The organism is Bacteroides sp. 14(A), assembly GCF_000526555.1.
In the GTDB taxonomy this organism is placed as follows: Bacteria; Bacteroidota; Bacteroidia; order Bacteroidales; family Bacteroidaceae; genus Bacteroides; species Bacteroides cellulosilyticus.
In genome coordinates this window covers 2,149,369-2,166,738 of record NZ_JAGH01000002.1, presented here as the reverse complement: position 1 = coordinate 2,166,738, position 17,370 = coordinate 2,149,369, and the positions used below count along the sequence as shown (strand labels likewise).

The window sequence follows — 17,370 nt, the reverse complement described above, 5'->3', positions numbered from 1 at the left end:
TTTTTAGTTTTCCATTTCAAATATTAGTTCTCCACCCTTCATCAAGTCGAAATGAGAGAATCTCGGTTCCGCCAAATCCTCACCATTCAACTTCATGGAGCGAATATACTTATTTTCCACACTATTATTCTTCGCTTGGATTACAAAATCTTTCCCATTACTCAAATGAATAGTCACTTTATCGAATATCGGACGGCCAATTTCATAAACCGGACGGCCCGGACAGAACGAATAGAATCCCATAGCACTCAATGCATACCAAGCAGACATTTGTCCAACATCCTCGTTTCCGGAAAGCCCGTTAGGATCATTATGGTAGAGTGTACGAAGAATATGGTCTACTAAAGCCTGTGTCTTGCGAGGTGCACCGGCATAATTATAAAGGTATGGAATATGATGACTTGGCTCATTGCCATGTGCATACTGGCCAATCATTCCGGTAACATCGGCAGCGGCGTTCGGATCACCCGTCAGTTCGGAACTTGTAGTAAACAGCGTATCCAGATGGGCTTCGAAAGATTTCTGTCCTCCAACCAGTTCCATCAATCCTTCTACATCTTGTGGAACAAACCATGCCCATTGCCATGCATTCCCTTCTACGTAATTACTGGGACGTTGCACGGATGCCGGATCAAAAGGCGTAATCCAACTGCCATCGCTCAGACGTCCCCGCATCAGTTTAATTTCCGGATCAAAATAGTTCCGATAGTTCCTGGAAAGCTCCATATATTTATCATAAAGGTCTTTACGGTTATGCTCCTTCATCATCTGGGCTATCAGCCAGTCATTATAAGCAAATTCCAGTCCTTGTGAAACAGAACCACCTACCTTATCGCAAGGAATATATCCCAGTTCATTCTTATATTTAATGGATACAGGCATCAGTTTCCCATTCAGAATCTGACGATCCATCATCGGCGTAACACCCGTAGTATCATATACCGATGAACGTATGCATGCTTCCAGTGCCTTCTTTACATCAAAATCGCATTGTTTCTTCATCATAGCATCGGCTATGACAGAAACGGCATGGTAACCGATCATAGTACCTGTTTCATTAGAAGCCAGTTCCCATTTAGGCAAGATGCCACCCTCATCATACTTACGAAGCAGTGAACGAATGAAAGCCTGATTCTGCTCTGGTGTAACGATGGTATAGAGAGGATGAGCTGCACGGAAAGTATCCCAGAGAGAGAACACTGTATAATTTGTATAAGAAGCATCCTGTTTAATCTCATGTCCCATTGTACGGTAACGTCCGTCTACATCGGATGCCAGGCTCGGCTGGATAAATGCATGATACAGTGAAGTATAAAATACAGTACGGCTATCATTGTCCGAGGTTTCGATATCAATCTTTCCAAGGGCTTCATTCCAGGTAGTATTCGCCTGTTTCATGACACCTTCAAAGTCCCAATTGGGGATTTCGGCCTCTACATTCAATCGGGCGCCCTCTTCGTCCACACTTGAAATACCTACCTTTGCCAATACACGTCCGTCAGCAGGGAGATTTCTAAAACTCATCACTGCCTTAGCGGTATTGACTGTTACAGATGTACTATCCGATTGATACTCAGTTCCCGAATACAATTTATAATCAAACGGACTGGAAAACACTGCATAGAAATATACATAGTGACGCTTAGCCCAACCAACAGTATATTTCATTCCTGCTATGGTAGAATCATTCACCACACGAATCTGAGTAACAGGATGCTGATGACCATGAATGGTAGGTTCCATATCCACAATCAGACGGGCATCACTTGCCTTAGGGTAAGTATACCGATGCAGGCCTGCACGCAAAGTAGCGGTCAGTTCCACATTGATAGAATCATCCTGCAACAGTACTTGATAATATCCCGGCCGGGCACTCTCTTGTTCATGCGAGAAACGAGAACGATAACCTTCATCCGGATTTTCCGCTGTCCCGGCAATCAAAGGTTTCTCGCCGACTACGGGCATAAAGAGTATATCGCCATAATCTCCAATACCCGTTCCACTAAGATGGGTATGGGTAAAGCCCATGATGGAAGTATCGTCGTAATAATAGCCGGAACAGGCATCCCAGCCAAAGAGACGGGTATCCGGACTCAACTGTACCATTCCATGGGGTAAAGTTGCACCAGGGAAAGTGTGGCCATGTCCACCAGTCCCTATAAATACATTCACGCTATCGGTATACTCCTTGGGGAGATCCTGTTCTGCACAGGAAAACAATCCGATTCCTGAGGCCAACAACAGCATGTAGAGTTTATTCTTCATAAAATTATATATGTTTATGTTTTTGTTACCAATCATCTGTCCTGAATGAAGATACCGGAAGACCGAACATATTATAAAGACAGCCTTTCACATAATCCTTAAAAGCATATCGCACTGCCACCGGATGTGGCACCTCCGGGCTGGAAACGACCACCGTTTGAGCATCTTTACCCAAATGCGCATTGGCAGGATGGAACACCCTATCCTCACCGGCTATTTCGAAACCTGTCAGTGGTTGGCGATATGTAGTCAAACCTTTACCTACTTCATCAAATGATACCGCGATCTTATTTCCCTCTATCTGCATAGACTTATACAACGGACCGGTTACGGGGAAACCTTTCTTACCATAAGTTAGTCCTAAGGCCATGTATGCAAAACGATTACCTACGGTTTCCTTCTCCATAGGATGTATGGTACGCGCATCACCGATATCAGTCAGAATTATCATTCCGGAAGAAGGTACAATACCCAGACATTTTGCCTGAGCCTCACGCAAATAGGCCGAGTTTTGTCCTTTCCCCTCACCCTTATTATAGTTGAATGGAGCAATCTGAGCATAATAGAAAGGAAATTCCCCTATTCCCCATTGTTTCCGCCAGTCATTCACCAACGAAGGAAACAGTTGCGTATACAGGTCGGGGACATCTACATTGGCTTCTCCCTGATACCACAAACAGCCTCGTATGCCATAACCGACTACGGGACTCAACATGCCATTATAAAGAATAGAAGCATTGTGTACATCCGACAAGTCTTTGTAAGGTTCTATCCCTTCTTTACTCATCCAGGCTTCCACCCGCGAACCTCCATAACTCGCATGGATGATACCTACGGGTACCTTGAGCACCTGGTTCAGTTTGCGTGCAAAGAAATATCCGGCAGCCGAGAACTCGGGGACTGTTTCAGAAGAAGCTTCCTGCCAAATACCTTCACAGTCAGTCAGTGGTTCGGACGTCATCTTGCTTCCTACCATAAACATACGAACTTCGGGATTTCCGGAAGTGGCAATGGCATCCAACGAACCAATCACCGGATCACCATAACGTCCGCTTACCCGCATATCCATATTGGACTGGCCGGAACAAAGCCATACCTCACCGATCAATACATTATTGATATGTACCGACTCACCATCGCTCACCTCTATGCTGTAGGGACCACCATACACAGGTGTCTCTACCTTTACTTTCCAGTTACCCGATTCATCGGTAACTGCCGTATATTTCTTAGCATTCCATGAAGTCTTTACAGTTACTTTCTGCTGTTTCCTGTCACTGCTTCCCCAAATGGCAACCGCACTTTTTTGCTGCAACACCATTCCGTCAGAGAAGAAAGACGGCATTGTAATACGTGCCTGCACCCCTTCCGCCAGAAGCAGAAAGGATGCAAACAGAGCCATTATTAACTGATATCGTTTCATTGTTTAATTTCTTACGGGCATCTTAAATGTCAATGGAATTTCTTTCCTGAGCATACGGGCCGCCTCACCAGTCAACCACAGGTAATGATCGGAAGGTTGGCCGTCCATATCGATAAACTTGGCAATGTCACTAACCGGATGATCGCCCGTACATTTAAAGATAGCGGTACCTTCATCCACCTCATCAAACATGGCTACATAAATCATTTCCGCCCCTGCCATCATCGCTGTAGAAAGTTGCTGCCAATAGAAGCGTCCTCCCTGACGGGGAATACTGCCTACAGGCTTTACGTCATCCGGAAACTCCAGTTTGCTGAGATTATGCCAACTGAACCCAGGAGTTACGGCGGGAACATAATCTACTCCATTCTCTTCGCACCAGCGGATATCTCCAATAACCAGGTCACGAAAACGATCCATATCATTGTGCAATAACGGAGAGAAGCGCTGGATAGTCCACGGCAGAACGATATCCGCCTTTCGGATCAATGTATGCAGATAAGGATCATTCATACAATCTGATTCCAGAGTGCGCCAGAAGGTAGGAACACCCAACATTACCGTGCAACCGCCATATACCGGATCATTTTGCAGGAAGTCAATCAAGCGCTCCATGCCGATATTCCTGATATTGTAAGGACGGTCGGGGAAACCGACACCCCAGATAGCCACTACCGGCTTTCCGTTATGGTGCAAATAAGTTTTCGCACCGGACTGATTAGTCACCTTCTGATTGTCCACCAGCCTCTTCCAGTCTTCTATTATCATGGAGCAGTCTTCACCGGATCTTCTCAAACCGGACAGATCATACATCACAGCGATGGCACGATCATACTTGGAAGCTGCTTCCAAAGCATTTTCCAGGATACGGTTAGGCACCGAATTCTTTTGATCTCCACGGGTATAGTCCACAAAACGCTGTACAAACACGCCATCCACTCCGTAATCTTTCATCCACTTGAAATGCAAATCAACAGTAGACTTGTCCGCAGAGCTGAATACACGTGCTTTTCTTCCGTCGGCATGGCGGAAAGAAGTCTCATACGTTTTCTCATACTCGCTCACATCGGGCCATGCATCAATGGTACAATGTTTCTCGTCAAATTGCTTTCCGGTTCCATAATGGCCATAACCTTGATTTGTTCCATCCTGCGGTCCACGAAACCAACCTTGATATCCCGCCATTACCAATCCTTTATAACTCGGATAAGAAGTCTCCGCGGCGTGTCTGGAACCGGCATAAGTAAACAAACTCATACCAAGCATACCCAATGCTATGAATAACTTAACTCTCATAAAATATTATTATTTATATCTATTATTAAAAAACTTTCCACCTATACCTCTGCCATTGTCTATTATTTCACCTTGCAAATGTAAGCCCGACAGATTAATGCTTCAGTTATATTTCAATTAGCTTACACTTAATTTTCAATTAATATGAGGATTGTTTGCCTTTCCTATATTAAAATCATCTTAAAAGTGTCTTTTTAAAGATTATTAAAACAGATTTCGAATGTAGTTAATACGAAATTAATCACAAGATAACAACCCGTACTTACCTTTGTACATAGTTTATAACTCATAGTTCAACTACTAATAAAGAATATTATGAAAAAAGTTTTTTCAAACCGTATGAATGGATGCTCACTGATACACTTCTCATTTCTGTTAGCTTTCCTCTTTCTTTCTGTCAACGCAGAAGCTAAAGTAAAACTCCCCTCCGTACTTGCAGATAATATGGTGTTGCAACAACAGACAGACGTCAAACTCTGGGGACAAGCGCAAGCCAAAGCAACCCTGACAGTAAAGACCTCGTGGAACAACAAAACATACAAGGCTATCGCTGACAATAAAGGCCAATGGGAACTACAGATCCCCACTCCACAGGCAGGTGGACCTTACGAGATAACTTTCAATGACGGTGAACCGCTCACTTTAAAAAACGTATTGATAGGTGAAGTCTGGTTCTGTTCCGGACAGTCGAATATGGAAATGCCGATGGGAGGATTCGACCGTCAACCTACCAAAGGAACCAATGATCTGATTGCCAAAGCAAAACCATCTACCCCTATCCGCATATACAATACTGACTCTCAAGAAGGTAAATGGGTGCGCCAATTCAACAAGACCCCACAAAAAGACTGTCAGGGTGAATGGTTGGAAAACACTCCAGTGAATGTAGCAAACACTAGTGCCGCCGCTTATTATTTCGCCCGATATATACAGGAAGTTCTGGAGATACCGGTTGGTATTATCGTTTCTACCCTGGGAGGTTCTAAAGTGGAAGCATGGATGAGCCGGGAAGCGATTTCTCCTTTCAAAAGTATCAATCTGTCGATCCTTGACAATGATGAGCAGATAAAGAATATAACCGCTACTCCCTGTGTACTGTATAATGCCAAAATAGCCCCTTTCACAAACTTTGCTATCAAAGGCTTCCTCTGGTACCAAGGGGAAAGTAACCGAGACAATGCCGATCTGTATCAGAGTCTGATGCCGGCCTTTGTAAAAGACTTGCGAAACAAATGGAACCGAGGTGAGCTTCCCTTCTATTTTGTGGAAATAGCCCCGTTCAATTATGAAGGAGCAGATGGAACTTCAGCTGCACGGATGCGCGAAGTACAACTGCAAAACATGAAAGATATTCCGAATAGCGGTATGGTTTCAACTTTAGACATAGGCCATCCCGTCTTTATACATCCCATGGATAAAGAGACTGTCGGAAACCGTCTGGCGCTCTGGGCACTTGCAAAGACTTACGGTAAGAAAGGATTCGGATATGCATCACCTATTTATAAATCCATGGAGATATCCGATAACAAAATATACATCAATGTTGAAAATGCCCAACGGGGATTGTGCCCGATGTGGACTTCTCTCAAGGGGTTTGAGATAGCAGGAGAAGACAAAGTATTCTATCCGGCATTTGCTGAAATAGAAACCAGCACTACCCGTCTGACAGTATCCAGTGATAAAGTACCTCATCCGGTAGCAGTTCGGTATGCCTATAAAAACTATGCAGAAGCCAATGTTTTCAATATTCATGGTCTGCCACTGATTCCTTTCCGAACAGATAACTGGTAAAAAGATAAATTAAGAGATACCTCCTGACCGAGAGAATCTTAGTACAGAACATGTACAGCTCTGATATAACTTACTTATAATAAACATCTTGCGATAGCTACACCCTTTTACCCGGATGGCTACACCCTTTTGTGGTCAAGGCTACACCATCCGGGTAAAAGGGTGTAGCCATTCCACAATGTCACATTCACAAGAATCTATCCATCCAACATCTACTTCTTATCAGATCCATAAATCAATCCCTCTCCCGACTTATTAAACCGGAAACCGGAAATATAGTAGTTGTTAGTAAACTCTATCGATTTACCCTGCGCTCCCAGTCTGGCGTACCCTTCATCTTTGACAGTTGTCTCCGCCATTTTTTGAGCGAAATAAGAAGTATAGACATGCGCTTTACCACCTCTAACATCTACACCCTGCGTACCGGAACGTGAGAAATTAGCTTGTTGGAAAGATACAATACCATTATTTATTATCGCCCCGATGACAGGGCTGCCCCAAAATGCACTATTGTACAAAATCAATTTAGCATTAGGATGAACTTTATCGGTATTAACCTTATCTCCCATGAGAACATAAGACCTGACCGGCTCATTTGGAATTTTAGTATTGACCAATTCTGAGTTAATGGCAACTATCTTAGTATCCTTATCCGCATCTTCTACAAACAGAGAATAAGTACACCCGTCAGAACCATGACCTATAACGGTCATTTCCCCCGGATACTTGCCTGTTATTGCATCTTTCAGAAAATGGATTCCATATACCGAGCCATAAACGAAATTATTGAAAATAGTCTGATTCTTGACATCTGCAAATTTAAGCGCACTGCAATTGGACTGTACGAAGCGCATCATAAATACTTCCGGATATCCTTGCCCCCCTTCCGGAAGCCTTGATCCGTAATGAGGATTCAACTGCATATTGCGGATGAATCCGCCTTCGGCGCCACCGCCAACCCAGATACCTGCCCTTAAAGGTACACCACCCAAATAATCGACATAATGCCCGCTCGTGTCGTATGAAGCCAAGTCTATCCCTTTGTCACCTACAGCTATGGTTACGTTTATAATATACACCTTCGGACCTTGTCCCTGTATCAGGAACGGGGTCTTTCTCGGGTTTTCAACACTAAAACCATCGGAAGCGATATTAAGCTGTGCCAGCGTAATACCTCTGATACCTGCATGGGCTTCAAGCTGTATGAGCGAAGGCCCGCTTTCTCCTGCGTTTCCGCCATCATAATTGGTAAATATGGCAGTTCCACCACTTTGTGTGTGATGTTGTACATCCCATGATCCCCGCAGTTCAACCCCCGAAGGCACTTTTATAGGGTTATTCACTAAATATCTTCCGGCCGGCAGGTAGAGCGTACCTCCGCCAGCGGCTTTCACAGCATCCAGCGCAGACTGCAAATCAGCCGATACGTCTTTTACGGGACGATCATTATTAAAGCCAGTCGCCCTCGCTAAATCCGCTTTCAATACTCTATCCGATACCGGTCTTGGATGCACGTCGATATTTGTTTTCACATTTTTAGGAATGGGCTCAAAGAAGTATTTCTTCCCTGTGATAACTTCCACTTTAGCGGAAGTACTGTGATTATCCACCTTCAGTTTAGATTTATAGCCCGAATTAACCGATTTCAAGGTATGCATATTCGCTCCGAGATAGACATGCCCGGCATTCTTTTTAAATTCGCACTGGGACAACAATACATTACCCCTGTTCATTCTAAGAGCATAATCATTATATTCACTGAATGTACAACTTTCAAACGATACGACCCCTCCGTCGCCATCACCTACGACAGAACCTTTGAAATCCACACCGTTGAATTGTACAGAAGTGCTGAAATCCTTATAGAAATACACTGCATTACCATCTTGACCCGCTCCGAAGGATGAGTTGGATATAAGTATGCCATACGGATTGACATCTTCAACGTACAACCCGTTACCGCAGTCGCCTACATGCACCTCATACAACTGAGCGTTGGGAGCATCGGCAAAACCGGGTTCACGCCCTATCCACACACCTGTTTTATAACCTGATATATACAGATAAGAAACATACTCCCAGTCTGAACGGTGCATTTGATATCCCGTGCCATTTGCCCTTGTATAAGCTGTTACATCCTCAAGAGAAGGTGCTCCCGGAAGACCGGAATTTGCCCAGTATTCAGGACTTATCCTGACATTCTCAATGCGTCCGATATCGGTACATACATGCACTTCGATACCTTTATTAAGAGCCGTCATATAACTGTTCAGAACATAATGTAACTCACTCGGAGCAGAATTAAAACCATTGTAAGAGTTTACAAGAGTGACACGTTCTATCGTAGCACAATCTCCCTGGGTTTGGAACAGCGTCCACGGATATGGTTTTACATGATGGATATCCTGTTCAGGATACCAAATAGAGAGATTAGTAACTCCAGTGCCCGCGTTCATCTCTATGAATCTATCAGCTATACTGGTATAGGTGGTACGAAGCGCATTATCTGCCTGGCCGTCGTTCCACCAGCTTTCAACACTTCCATCGTAATTCGGTGAGTCTTTACCGACACGTACTTCGAGAATTGTTCCAAGGACTTTCCCATTATGGGATGCCGGATCAGCCCAATCACCACGAAGCTGCACACCAGGGTGGAGACGCAAAACATACTCAAAATGAAAATCTTTCTTTGTTTCCGAACTGCCTTGACGAACTCTGACGTTTTTAGTACCGACCTGCGTACTACGGAACTCATAATTTCCGGCTGGTATATATACTACTCCGCCACCACTTTGATATGCAGCGTCAATAGCCGCTTGAAAAGCAGCTCTATTATCAAATCCCGGTTCAGCTTTAGCTCCAAATTCAGGGGCAGTCACAACAAAGTCGGATATGGCCCAGTCTTTTGTGGGATAAATAGTTTTGATACTTTGCTGTGGTACCTGCTGCTTTGTTTGCGAACAGGCGACATTCACAGGAAGCATCATCGTTAGGGTTATCATAGCTGTTACCCACAACTTAGAAAACGTTTCTGTAGTTTCGTTATTTCGATTCATAATTATTGATTGTTCTAAAAGGGATTAAGACTCACCACAGATTACGCAGATTAACACAGATTGATGAATTATTTCGTTGATTATTAGATTCATGAATCTGTGTCAATCTGTGTAATCTGTGGTGATTTGTATTATCTGTAGTGAACTTACATTCCTAACGCAAAGAGTATTTAATATAGTTACACAAAATCTTTCGAGCCACTTCTGCCGGACCTGACGGATCACTCAAATTATCAGCAATATCCAGAGAAGAGAAAATAATCTTTCCTTTTCCGCAAGGAATAACTCCCACTGCTGTACCCAACTCAAACGGAGTACTCCGATAAGAGCCCACCACTAACTCTTCTCCTTGCATACGGAAGCCGAATCTACGATCCCCATTCTTTACTACGACCTGATAGGGCCAATTCAAAGCATCGTCCACCGGAAGGCCTTCAAATAAAGGATGCTTCTTCACAAAATGAATTCCTCCAATCCAGTCTTTCCCAACATTATAATAACCGTTGTATACCGTATTCGTATATTCAGCAACAGACTTCATCCAGGTTTCAGTGGAGCCAAGCAGAATCAATGTGGTACCCTCATTCTTTACCCGCTCAAACAACTTCTGCGGAGCTATGGTGGCAGCACTGGGTTGAGACCACTTCAACTGTATCTGACCGGACTGACGGGTTTGTCGATACACCAGCCTAACTTTCACCGGTTTACCCGCTTCCATCACCACAGGTCTATCCTGCTTCATGGGAGATTCATTATAATATTCATCAATCAACTGCCGGCCGTCCACATACATACGTACTCCACGATCCGTTTCAACACCAAGCAGATACTGCCCCGACTCAGGCGGATAGATCTCTCCCTCCCATACAACAGAGAAAGGCTGATTGGCAGGAACCGACTCATCAGGTTGCGCACCGTCTACGAAAGTCCGGTTAATTTCTGTAGCACTCTTTACAGCTGCTACAATGTTCATATCTGCCTCACTATACCAAGTAGCCTTCAAACTGGACTTTCCATCTTTATCCTTGAAATAAGCCGAAGGGATCACAACCGGTTCATCCAGTGATGAACGATTAACAACAAGCCAGTCCAGCTTTCCCATTTCAGAAGTAAACGCCGGAAGTTCCTTACCGGTGGCTTGTTTGTAAAAAGCGGCTACTTTATCATTATTGCTTCCATAATAAGCACCCTTTCCGGCCAAATCACTTGCCTGCCAGCTTACAGCAACCACCTCGTCATTTCCCAAAGCAAAGATCTCCTGACCGCCTGCTTTCAGGCCGGCTTCTACGCGATAAGTACCTGCCATTCCATTGATAGGAATCTCTACATTCTCCAGTAAAAGCTGGCCAAAGTTCTCGCCACCCTTAATGTTTACTTCTTCATTTCTGGTATAAACCACTTTTCCATCGGGAGCAATCAGTTTGATGTCAAGCGTATGAGCGCCTTTCAAGTTTTCCTCATTCACTATGTAAAAGTCTACCGTCGCTATGCCTGGAAGCTTAACAACCTGATTGCGTGAAGCAACGGCTACATACAGCGACTGGTTATAGTACGCCAAAACAGAAGCATCTCCCTTAGGATTACGATAGATATCCACAATACCGGAATGATTGTCATAGGGCATCGCTTCCCAACCGTTCACCATATAGGCATCGCCCAGGTTCTGCATTCGCATACCTTCGATACGTCTTCCCTGATGTTCAAAAGAGACATTACCCATTGCACGTGTCAGAGCATCGAGGCTACCAAAGTGAGGAGCAAGTCCTTTCTTTTGAAAATAATCAGCGAAAGCCTTATATTGGCTCTGCCAGAACAGACCGTCCCAACCTGTTTTACCCGTACTCTTTATTTGATCGTATATCATCTGGATGCGAGGAGGAGTAGATATGGCACCCTCTTCACCGCGCAGATAAACTTCCGTACGGTTGCTGGTGTACATAATATTGTCTTTAGGACCTTTATAATAATTCTCAACCCAGGTTTCAGGACCTCCGGCACGGTGATTATCATACCATCCTTTCCGATACAGAGTAGTATCAAACGGTAACATGTGCGCCTTGGAGTCTTCTTCTTTATCTTCACTACCTGCCCAGCCGGATGTGAATGACATGATTCTACTGGGATCAATGGCATGTGCCTCACGCATATCATTCATGCGTTTGGCAACAAGCGCTTTATCTTGCGACAACGGCCCGCCAAATTCATTGATCAGATTAAAGATAACCAAACTCGGATGACTACGGTCCCGATATACCATTCGTTTCAGTTTCTCATTCACTATGGTACGAATAAACGGATCATGATTGGCTGAGTGGAAAGACCCCGGCTCTTCATAATATAACAATCCCAGTTCGTCCGCCTTTTCAAGAACAACCGGACTGCCTATGCAACGATGAAAATTCAGCATATTCAAGCCCAGACTCTTAGCAGTACGTACTTGCTTCTCAGCCATTTCGGTTGTTGCTATCAATCCCGTCACCGGAAAGTAACCCCAACTGATCGCACTTCTCAGCATAATGCGCCGCCCATTCAGACGCAAAACAGCATCCTTACCGACACCTTCTACAGTAAACCAGCGGAAACCGAAATCTTTCTTATCCTGGTCGAGCGTCTTCTTGCCCTTCTTTATCAACACATTGCAAGTATACAGTTCCGGAGTAGAGAGATCCCATAATTTGGCATCGGGAACATTGACAGGAATTGTCACTTCATGATTTCCCGCGGGGAACGAAATAGCCTTCAAGGTTTGCCGGAATACGACTTTATCAGGATTGCCTTTTTCATTCACTATCAGCTCCACATCCTGCTTCACGCTGGAAGATGTTTCATTAGTGAAAGACAGAATGGCATTCACCTTAGTCAGCTCAGGCGTATTTTGCATATAGATATCAGAAATAAAAACCGGATTCACACTCTCCAGCTTGACTCTGCCGATAATTCCGGTGAAGCTTCTCGAAGGAGGAATATTGTATTCTCCCCATTTCATTATGTCGAAATCCTGCCAGTGGAAATTACCTCCGGGATTGGTGACACGTATCGCCAACAACTGCTCTTTTCCGGGTTTTGCTTCATCGGTAATATCCACATGGAAAGGTGTTTCACCAATCAGGTCATAGGCCACAAGCTTACCGTCAAGATAAACCTCTGCGCGCATCCGGACAGATTCAAAGTAAATTATAAAGCGTTTCTTTTGCTGATCTGCCGGAATCGTAATTTTACGATACCACCAGCTCACTCCCCGAAAGTTCTCCGGACGAGGATTATCAGTAACAGTGAGATATTCTTCCACCGTACCCGGTACCTCGACAGGAACTGCATCGGGATTATGACTCAGGGTTTGCCAACCACCTGTGGGGACATTTACCGGCAACAATGACAAATCTGTTATCTCATGAGGAAGGTAAAGGCGGTCATTCTGCCAGCTCGCTTCTTTATCGAGCCACAGCGACCAGCCACCTCCCGTCAACGGAATAGTATATCTTCCTTCTCCTGCATGAGCCGAAAAAGCGCAAAGCAGGTAGAAAACCCAAAATAAAGGAAAATACTTTTTCATAAATATTCGTGTTAGATATTAGTAGGTTCTGATTTTTATTTCTTTACTGTAATCGTAAGTTTCTGCAAGGCTTTCTCATCTGAAGTTCCACCATAGAGCAACTCATACTTTCCGGGAAGAATTTCCATCCGGTTGGTAGACGGATTAAAACACTCAAATGTCGAAGCGGGTAATTCGATCCGGATATTTTCCGTCTGACCGGCTGGAAGGGAAACTCTACGGAATGCTCTTAAAGTCTTAATCGGTCCTTCCTTATCAGCAGGATTGCGTAAATAAACTTGTATCACTTCATCGCCATCCAGCTTACCGGTATTCTTCAAAGGTATTGTCAAAGTCATTCCTTCACCTGCACGAACGTTTTGTTTGTCCACTTTGGCCTTACCATAATCAAAAATAGTATAGCTCAAACCATGTCCGAAAGGAAACAGGGCTTTACCTTTGAAATAACGATAGGTACGATTACTCATGTCATAGTCCTCAAAATCGGGGAGATCATCGCTCGAAGCATAGAAGGTAAGCGGTAAACGTCCGGCAGGATTATAGTCGCCAAACAGGACATCGGCCACAGCTGTTCCCCCTTGCTGACCGGGATACCATGCTTCCAGGATTGCGTCCAGATTCTCAGCTTCCCAAGGTAACGCCAGTGTACTGCCGGAGCATAATACGAAAATAACCGGTTTACCTGTCTTTTTCAAGGCTTTCAGCATTTCCGCTTGCACATGCGGTAAATCAATGTTAGTACGGTCACCTTTTCTGAAACCGGGTAGATCCACAGGCATTTCTTCACCTTCCAATGTGGGAGAAAGTCCGCCTACAAAAATGATAGCATCAGCTTCAGCTGCTTTATCCGCTACCTCTTTATAATTAATTTCTTTCTTAATACCTATATCAAACTTCAATGAGGCTTCTCCACCAGCTTGAAAATATTCCAATACAACTTTGTAATTCTTCCCTTTCACAGCATTCAAGCGATACATTTGCTCTTTCGCAGGTCCGTCATGCCAGTCTGAGTACACTTCTTTTCCGTCAATGAACAAACGGGAACCGTCATCAGCAGAGATAATAAAAGATACTTCACCTGATTCCTTCGGAGTATATACCGATTCAAAACGTGCTGAAAAGTTGTTCAACTTTACTCCTGGCATAAACACCGTGTTACCTCCATTGCCAAAATTAAGCGGCTCGCTGAAATGCCCCGTTGCTGCGGCTTCGCCTTTCAGTTCTTTATTATTCCAAAAAGTAGCCTTAAAGCCTTTCTTGCCATTATAGGAACAGCAGTCGAAATAGCTAAATACAGTTTGAGTATTTACATAATCACACCCCTTCTCATAGTACACCGTTCCTTCCGGGAGTTTACTTTTAATGCCTTCAAGAATGGTGACAGATTTTGTCGGAAAACCATTATAGTTAGCCCAAAGCATCACAGAATCGTTAGCATTAGGTCCCAGCACTGCCACCTTACGGATAGATTTACTTAAAGGCAGCGTATGATTCTTGTTAGTCAGTAACACCATACTCTTACGCGCCATTTCCAAAGCCTTGGCCACATGTTCTTTTGACTCTACAACCGAGTAAGGTATCTCCGACCAAGATACAAGTGCATCATCATCAAACATACCCAACTGAAAACGAGCACGCAATAGGCGAAAGACCGATTCATTTATTTTTTCTTCTGAAATCAATCCCTTCCGTACAGCCTCATTCAAAGAAGAATAACTACCGCCACACTCCAAATCCGTACCGGATACAACCGCATCGGCCGAAGCAGCGGCAGCTGTCGGATGAGTTTCATGATGATTGGGATAATAAAAGTCACCAATAGCTCCACAGTCCGAAACGACTATATTATCATATCCCCAGTCTTCACGCAGGATACGAATCAGTAATTGTTTGTTCGAACAGCAGGGTTCCCCTTCAAAACGGTTATAGGCACACATCACCTCCTTCACCTTTCCTTCCTTCACCAAAGTTTTGAAAGCGGGTAGATAAGTCTCCCATAAATCACGTTGGGAAATATTCTTGGCATCAAAACTATGTCTGTTCCATTCCGGACCACTGTGCACGGCATAATGCTTTGCACAGGCATGTGCTTTATCATATTTCCCGGTACCACCACCTTGCAGACCTTTTACTACTGCCAGCCCCATCAGCGAAGTCAGATAAGGGTCTTCTCCATAAGTTTCCATACCACGTCCCCAACGCGGATCACGATAAATGTTGATATTCGGAGTCCAAAAAGTCAACCCTTTGTAACCATCCCGCTCGCCTTTGCGCTGAAAGTCGTGATACTTGGCACGGGCTTCATCAGAGACGATATCAAAAGTTTCATAAACAGCCTGATTATCGAAAGTAGCGGCAAGCCCTATTGCTTGTGGAAAAACCGTTGCCTTGCCGGCGCGTGCCACTCCATGCAACGCTTCATTCCACCAGTCGTATGCAGGTATTCCGAGGCGTTCAATAGCCGGAGAACCGTTTTTCATCTGGCTTACTTTTTCTTCCAGGGTCATACGTTTCAGTAGATCCCATGCACGCTCAGAAGGCGATAATTCAGGATTCTTATAAGATTCATTCTGAGCGGTAACATTTAAAGTCATCGCACTCAGCCACAATATTATCCATCTTTTCTTCATACATTCATTCGATTATATAACCAAAGAAATAGCAAAAGAGAGTCATTTTCAACTTAATTTATAAGCCGAAAATGACTCTCACTACCATTTAATCAATAAATTGCTAATCTGTTACCTCTATCAATTAACTTTCTGCATCTTTATTGCTAACTGTACTTGTCCGCTTACCCCTGATTCCAGAGATTGAACAAATATAATACCTCTAAGAGAATCATCTTCATTCTTAAATAAGTAAGCTTTCCCCTCACTTATAACAACATTAGTAAATGTACCATATTCAATAGGGTTCAGATTACACATCAAAGCATCGTTCTTCATATTATCAAAAACTTCTTTAGTAAAATTCACCCCATCAACAGCAACAACCCCAACAAAGCTAGCAATACGATTTCCTTTATAATCAGATAGGACAGTCTGATTAATGAGTTCTGTCGGAGAAACAAACATGGGTTGCTTCTTATTGATATTGTAGCCAAAACAGAATCCGTCAGGATTAGGCATTTTCATCATTTCAGATACAGAATAAACTTTCTGATCTTCAAAGGAAAAGAAGAATCCTAAATAAGGATTATACTGAGCTCCCATGCTAACCTGATAAGACTCAATAGGTCTAGAAGCCAGGAAATGAAATGGTTTAGTTACTGTATTTCCCATCCTATCAGTCAGCACAAAAGGTACATCAAAATCCGCTGTCTTACCTTTAAGCGGAACAATATACTCAAACGGCCTGTTAAGGCTATCTCCCAACTCTTCTTTTCCCAACTCTTGATCTCCCATAACGAATGAGCCGAAAGAGCCTTGAGCGGAAATACTTCCTTTAACGGTGAAATCTGCCAAATTGGGATTATCAATATCCATCACATACGTATCTACATCATAATTGAAGAAAATGTATGGTGGCATCATTTCAAGCTTATCATCGTCACATGCAACCAGTAACAATGGCAAAATGAACAGTGCTATAAAATATCGTTTCATATCGCTTGCTCTTTAATAATTAACTGTAATCATATACGTTTTTGTATTCTCTCCATTCTCAGAGACCACTTTATATTCCACAGGGTTAGTGAAATCTTGCAGTTCCCCCGATTTAGGAGTCACCACGGCTCCTGCTGAAACCAAAACTTGCGGTCTGATGGCAGACTTGTCTATACCTTCCGGTATAGTAACCTGTACGGTATTTCCTTCCTGGTCAATTGTGCCATCAAAAAAGACATTCTGATTCTGGTAAATCCGGAAACGGACAATATCAGCATTCACGCTTTTCTCAGCTACCAGGCCCTCTTCAGGCTTTTCGCAACTTACTATGCACATTAGCATAAAAAATAAATAGATATATTTTTTCATAATTCCCAT

9 protein-coding genes are annotated in these 17,370 nt (G+C 43.6%); 1 reads left to right on the top strand and 8 read right to left on the bottom strand.

Annotated features, from left to right (window positions below):
• Positions 1-3: 3 nt before the first annotated feature.
• From K429_RS0115680 to K429_RS0115670, 3 genes are read right to left on the bottom strand one after another with little or no spacing between them, the layout of a single operon-like run.
• Entirely contained in the window at positions 4-2,265 is a 2,262-nt protein-coding gene (locus tag K429_RS0115680; RefSeq protein WP_026367535.1) for a GH92 family glycosyl hydrolase, read from the bottom strand.
• A gap of 25 nt (positions 2,266-2,290) precedes the next feature.
• A complete protein-coding gene (locus K429_RS0115675; protein WP_026367534.1) occupies positions 2,291-3,688 on the bottom strand; it encodes a sialate O-acetylesterase in 1,398 nt (465 codons plus the stop codon).
• Positions 3,689-3,691: 3 nt separating this feature from the next.
• On the bottom strand, positions 3,692-4,984 hold the full coding sequence (locus tag K429_RS0115670; RefSeq protein WP_022209335.1) for a glycoside hydrolase family 71/99-like protein: 1,293 nt from the start codon (positions 4,982-4,984) through the stop codon (positions 3,692-3,694).
• 315 nt (positions 4,985-5,299) lie between these two features.
• Here K429_RS0115670 and K429_RS0115665 point away from each other — a divergent pair, with 315 nt between their 5' ends.
• Positions 5,300-6,775 (top strand): sialate O-acetylesterase, encoded by a 1,476-nt coding sequence (locus tag K429_RS0115665; RefSeq protein ID WP_026367533.1) that lies wholly within the window; start codon positions 5,300-5,302, stop codon positions 6,773-6,775.
• 212 nt (positions 6,776-6,987) lie between these two features.
• Here the strand turns inward: K429_RS0115665 and K429_RS0115660 are convergent, their stop codons facing one another.
• The 5 genes from K429_RS0115660 to K429_RS0115640 all read right to left on the bottom strand — a co-directional run bounded on the left by K429_RS0115660 (position 6,988) and on the right by K429_RS0115640 (position 17,361).
• Positions 6,988-9,831 (bottom strand): glycosyl hydrolase family 28-related protein, encoded by a 2,844-nt coding sequence (locus K429_RS0115660; protein WP_026367532.1) that lies wholly within the window; start codon positions 9,829-9,831, stop codon positions 6,988-6,990.
• A 154-nt stretch (positions 9,832-9,985) separates the two neighbouring features.
• A complete protein-coding gene (locus tag K429_RS0115655) occupies positions 9,986-13,384 on the bottom strand; it encodes a PA14 domain-containing protein (RefSeq protein WP_026367531.1) in 3,399 nt (1,132 codons plus the stop codon).
• A gap of 35 nt (positions 13,385-13,419) precedes the next feature.
• Positions 13,420-16,014, bottom strand: a complete 2,595-nt coding sequence (gene xyl3A / locus K429_RS0115650; protein WP_026367530.1) for a xylan 1,4-beta-xylosidase — start codon at positions 16,012-16,014, stop codon at positions 13,420-13,422.
• A 120-nt stretch (positions 16,015-16,134) separates the two neighbouring features.
• Positions 16,135-16,992 (bottom strand): hypothetical protein, encoded by an 858-nt coding sequence (locus K429_RS0115645; RefSeq protein WP_022209339.1) that lies wholly within the window; start codon positions 16,990-16,992, stop codon positions 16,135-16,137.
• Between the two features lie 12 nt (positions 16,993-17,004).
• The gene (locus K429_RS0115640) at positions 17,005-17,361 is read right to left on the bottom strand and encodes a hypothetical protein (RefSeq protein WP_129616371.1); all 357 of its coding nucleotides are present in this window, start codon (positions 17,359-17,361) and stop codon (positions 17,005-17,007) included.
• Positions 17,362-17,370: the final 9 nt, after the last annotated feature.

Excerpts from the sequence above, each read along its gene's own strand:
- K429_RS0115680 (WP_026367535.1), bottom strand. The coding sequence starts at position 2,265 with ATGAAGAATAAACTCTACATGCTGTTGTTGGCCTCAGGAATCGGATTG.
- xyl3A (WP_026367530.1), bottom strand. The coding sequence starts at position 16,014 with ATGAAGAAAAGATGGATAATATTGTGGCTGAGTGCGATGACTTTAAAT.
- K429_RS0115665 (WP_026367533.1), top strand. The coding sequence starts at position 5,300 with ATGAAAAAAGTTTTTTCAAACCGTATGAATGGATGCTCACTGATACAC.
- K429_RS0115675 (WP_026367534.1), bottom strand. The coding sequence starts at position 3,688 with ATGAAACGATATCAGTTAATAATGGCTCTGTTTGCATCCTTTCTGCTT.
- K429_RS0115670 (WP_022209335.1), bottom strand. The coding sequence starts at position 4,984 with ATGAGAGTTAAGTTATTCATAGCATTGGGTATGCTTGGTATGAGTTTG.
- K429_RS0115645 (WP_022209339.1), bottom strand. The coding sequence starts at position 16,992 with ATGAAACGATATTTTATAGCACTGTTCATTTTGCCATTGTTACTGGTT.
- K429_RS0115640 (WP_129616371.1), bottom strand. The coding sequence starts at position 17,361 with ATGAAAAAATATATCTATTTATTTTTTATGCTAATGTGCATAGTAAGT.
- K429_RS0115660 (WP_026367532.1), bottom strand. The coding sequence starts at position 9,831 with ATGAATCGAAATAACGAAACTACAGAAACGTTTTCTAAGTTGTGGGTA.
- K429_RS0115655 (WP_026367531.1), bottom strand. The coding sequence starts at position 13,384 with ATGAAAAAGTATTTTCCTTTATTTTGGGTTTTCTACCTGCTTTGCGCT.